The sequence below is a fragment of the Microcystis sp. M_QC_C_20170808_M9Col genome (assembly GCF_007095495.1).
Lineage (GTDB): Bacteria > Cyanobacteriota > Cyanobacteriia > Cyanobacteriales > Microcystaceae > Microcystis > Microcystis aeruginosa.
Genome location: NZ_SFBZ01000318.1, coordinates 1 through 3,943, shown reverse-complemented (window position 1 = coordinate 3,943; position 3,943 = coordinate 1). Strand labels below are relative to the sequence as shown.

Below are 3,943 nucleotides of genomic sequence, written 5' to 3'. Positions count from 1 at the left end.
TCAGGGAAAAAGTCCAGGGATTTTCCCCCCAATCACTCCAAAGGTCGGCACTTTTTGAGGGAAAACAAGTCTAAAAGTCTTATCCAACAAGGTTTTTAGATTTATTCAGCAAACCCTATTTACTCTTTATTTTTTTCCTTGAGATGAGTGATACTTTTCGAGAATTATTAAAAGTGATCGGTAGTGGCACCCATACGGGCAGAAATTTAACCCGTCCCGAAGCGGCAATGGCCACCAAGATGATGTTAACCCAAGAGGCAACCCCGGCCCAAATCGGTGCTTTTATGATTGCTCATCGCATTAAACGCCCCACCAGCGATGAGTTAGCGGGAATGCTTGATGCCTACGCCGAGCTTGGCCCGCAAATAACCCTAGAATCAGCCTCTTTTCAGCATCCGATCGCTATTTTTGGCAATCCCTACGATGGACGCTCTCGCACTGCCCCGGTTACTCCGATCACTACTTTAATCTTAGCGGCGGCGGGGGTTCCCGTAGTCCTGCACGGGGGCGATCGAATGCCAACTAAATACGGCATTTCCCTGAGGGAAATCTGGCAGCAATTAGGAGCAGATTTTAGTCAATTATCCTTAGCAGCAGTGAAAGACTGTTTAATCACCACAAGATTCACTTTTTTCTATATTCCGCGCCATTTTCCCCTAGTACAGAATTTTATTCCCTATCGGGAGCAAATCGGTAAACGCCCGCCTATGGCTACGGTAGAGTTAATCTGGTCGCCTTTTGTGGGTAATATTCATCAGATATCGGGTTTTGTTCACCCCCCCACCGAAGATCGTTTTCGCGAAACTTTCGCTCTGAGAAATATCTCTCACTTCACCACCGTGAAAGGATTAGAGGGCAGTTGTGATTTAGCCTGTAATCGGACGGCGATTATCGGTCTGGGAAATCCCACCGATCCCCCTTCCTTTCAGCGATTTTTCCTAAATCCTCGCGATTATGGCTTCTGTCCCTCGGATTATCCCCTCGAATCTTTAGAGATGCTCACCGCTAAATTAAAGGGTTTATTAGCCGGAGAAAACAATGAATTAACCGATGCGGCAATTTTTAACGGTGGTTTTTATCTTTGGCGCTGTGGAATTGCCCCGGATATCCCCACGGCTTTCCAGCAAGCACAACAATGTTTACAGTCGGGAAAAGCCCTGGCTAAACTAGAAGAGATCAGTAATTATCTGGAAAATCAGGAATAGATAGGAATAGGACTGTAGGGAAAATCACTCCATTATAAATACTTTTGAGAAAAAAATTTTCCCAACTGCATCATTTCCTCGCTCAAGTGGGAAAGCTATGACTACGGTAAACGATTTAGAAGTTTCTAATTCCTATCACAGTCGCCCCTAGAGAAGCCATCATGTCTGCAATTAACCCCTCGACGCTCGAAACTGAATTTATCTGTCCCTCTTTTTCTATCTTAAAACTGAAAGAAAACTCGCTCGACCTGGATGAAGATTTTCTCGGCAGTGATTTGGAAGATGATTTAGTATCTAGTCCCGAAAAAAGCTACAGCAACGGCACAACTACCGATTTAGTACGTTTATACCTACAAGACATTGGCAGAGTGCCTCTGCTCAAACGGGACGAGGAAGTTGAACAAGCGCAACAGGTACAGCGTCATCTGTCTTTACTGAAATTATGCGCCGCCGCCGTTAAACAAGGTGATGCAAAAGTACAGCAATTTGTCAAGTTAATTGAGGTGCGCGATCAGCTAACCGCTCAATTAGCCCATCGTCCCTCCCTAGAACGCTGGGCAAAAACCGCCCAAATCAGGGTGTCTGAGTTAAAAAATGCTTTAAAAGCAGGGAAACAGCGTTGGGCGCACCTAGCGGGCTTAGAAGTGGGGGAATTAGAAGAAATTATTGCCCTTGGTACCCGTGCCAAAGAACAGATGATCAAGGCGAATTTACGTCTGGTGGTGTCGGTGGCCAAAAAATATCAGAATCGCGGTTTAGAATTATTGGATTTGATTCAAGAGGGAACCCTGGGTTTAGAACGCGCCGTCAAGAAATTTGATCCCACCAAAGGCTATCGTTTTAGTACCTATGCCTACTGGTGGATCCGTCAAGGAATTACAAGAGCGATCGCAACTAAAAGCCAGATTATTCGCTTACCGGTTCATATTACCGAAAAACTCAACAGAATTAAGAAGGCACAACGGAAAATATCGCAAATGCGCGGTCGCACTGCGACCGTAGAGGAAATTGCCCAAGAGTTAGCTCTGACCCCTGAAGCTGTGCGGGAATTGTTGATGACAGTGCCGCGTTCGGTTTCCTTAGAAATAAAAGTGGGTAAGGAAAAAGATACGGAATTATTAGACCTTTTGGAAACCGAAGCAGTGTCTTCAGAAAATCATCTTGTCTATGAATCTTTGCAAAGAGATATCAGAGAACTATTGGCAGATTTAACCACTCGCGAACGACAAGTGATTGAATTGCGCTATGGTTTTCTCGATGGTAAATCCCATTCTTTAGCCGATATCGGTCGCACTTTGGAATTATCCCGGGAAAGGGTACGACAAATTGAGTTGAAAGCTTTGCAAAAACTGCGTCAATCCCAGCTACATAATCAAATTCGCGATTATTTTGAAGCGTTGAGTTAGTTAGGGTATGTGCTTAATTGATTAGTTCGCTCTAGATCAAAAACAATTGACAAAAATCGCTGAATGCCTTTCTATATAAGTGTTCCATCCCTTATAACCCCCGTCCATTGCATAACACAAACCGAAGAGCCAAAAAGTTTTTCCTGGGGGCAGGGTGTGGGGAGTATTTTCAGTGAACAGTAAACAGTAAAAAGTAATCCTAAATCCTGTTATTAAAAACTGATTATTTATTCCTCCTTTTGCCTCTTGCCTCTTGCCTCTTGCCTATCCTGATATGTAGCCTATACTCAACGGATTTAGTATAATCAGTGATCTGAAAATACTCCCTATTTTTTTAGGAGATTTTAACTCACCGAGAATAAGGATTTGATGATACCAAATCCGTTTTTAATATTGTGATTAACTCCCCAGTCATGGATTGTTTCTCCCTGCTCCGGCGCTCCCCACTCCCCTATACCTTTTAAACAGGATTTATCCTAAATCCTGTTATTAAAAACTGATTATTTATTCCTCCTTTTGCCTATTGCCTCTTGCCTATCCTGATATGTAGCCTATACTCAACGGATTTAGTATTGTAAAGTTTCAATACAAATATAGTCAGATATAGTCAAGCATGGTAATATATAGATATGAAACTATCAGAATATGCAAAAAAAACAGGAATAAGTTATCGAACGGCTTGGAGGTGGTGGAAACAAGGAAATTTAACAGGTTATCAATTGCCTTCTGGTACAATTATCATAACGGATGACAACCATTCAAAACCCGACTTGATAGCTTGCATTTATGCAAGAGTTTCCAGTGCCGAAAATAAAGACAATCTAGATAGACAAGCTGACCGATTAAAAGATTATGCTGTTGCCAGAGGCTACAAAATCTACAAAGTTGTCAAAGAAGTAGGCAGTGGATTAAACGATAATCGCCAACAATTAGCCAAAATTCTAGTTGACCCCAATTATAATGTTTTAATTGTTGAACACAAAGACCGTCTAGCCAGATTTGGGACTAATTATCTAGAAATCTTGTTAAAAGAACTAGATAAAAAACTGGAGATTGTCAATCAAAGTGAGGAAAATCAGGATGAGTTGATGTCAGATTTAATAGCGATTATCACCTCTTTTTGTTCTCGAATTTACGGATTAAGAAGGTCGAAAAGAAAGACAGAAAAGATTATAGCTGAGTTAAAAGACAACGGATAATAATGTTAGTAGCAGAAAGACACATTATCAAGAAAGGACATCGATTTTGGGCTGAGATAGATAATTTATCTTGGCAGTCTAAAAATCTTTACAACTCAGCCAATTATTTAATCCGACAAAACTTCATTTATGG

The 3,943-nt window shown here is 41.7% G+C and carries 3 protein-coding genes; all 3 read left to right on the top strand.

Annotation, left to right across the window (positions count from 1 at the left end; genetic code table 11):
• The first annotated feature begins 143 nt into the window (after positions 1-143).
• A complete protein-coding gene (locus EWV68_RS20195) occupies positions 144-1,205 on the top strand; it encodes an anthranilate phosphoribosyltransferase family protein (protein WP_061430488.1) in 1,062 nt (353 codons plus the stop codon).
• A 161-nt stretch (positions 1,206-1,366) separates the two neighbouring features.
• Entirely contained in the window at positions 1,367-2,611 is a 1,245-nt protein-coding gene (sigC, locus tag EWV68_RS20190) for an RNA polymerase sigma factor SigC (protein ID WP_061430487.1), read from the top strand.
• A gap of 629 nt (positions 2,612-3,240) precedes the next feature.
• Positions 3,241-3,810 carry an IS607 family transposase gene (locus tag EWV68_RS20185; protein WP_061430486.1) on the top strand — a complete coding sequence of 190 codons (570 nt, stop codon included), beginning with the start codon at positions 3,241-3,243 and terminating at the stop codon, positions 3,808-3,810.
• The last annotated feature ends 133 nt before the right edge of the window (positions 3,811-3,943 follow it).

Bases quoted from the DNA above. Each gene is read 5' to 3' on its own strand.
- EWV68_RS20195 (WP_061430488.1), top strand. From the start codon at position 144: ATGAGTGATACTTTTCGAGAATTATTAAAAGTGATCGGTAGTGGCACC.
- sigC (WP_061430487.1), top strand. From the start codon at position 1,367: ATGTCTGCAATTAACCCCTCGACGCTCGAAACTGAATTTATCTGTCCC.
- EWV68_RS20185 (WP_061430486.1), top strand. From the start codon at position 3,241: ATGAAACTATCAGAATATGCAAAAAAAACAGGAATAAGTTATCGAACG.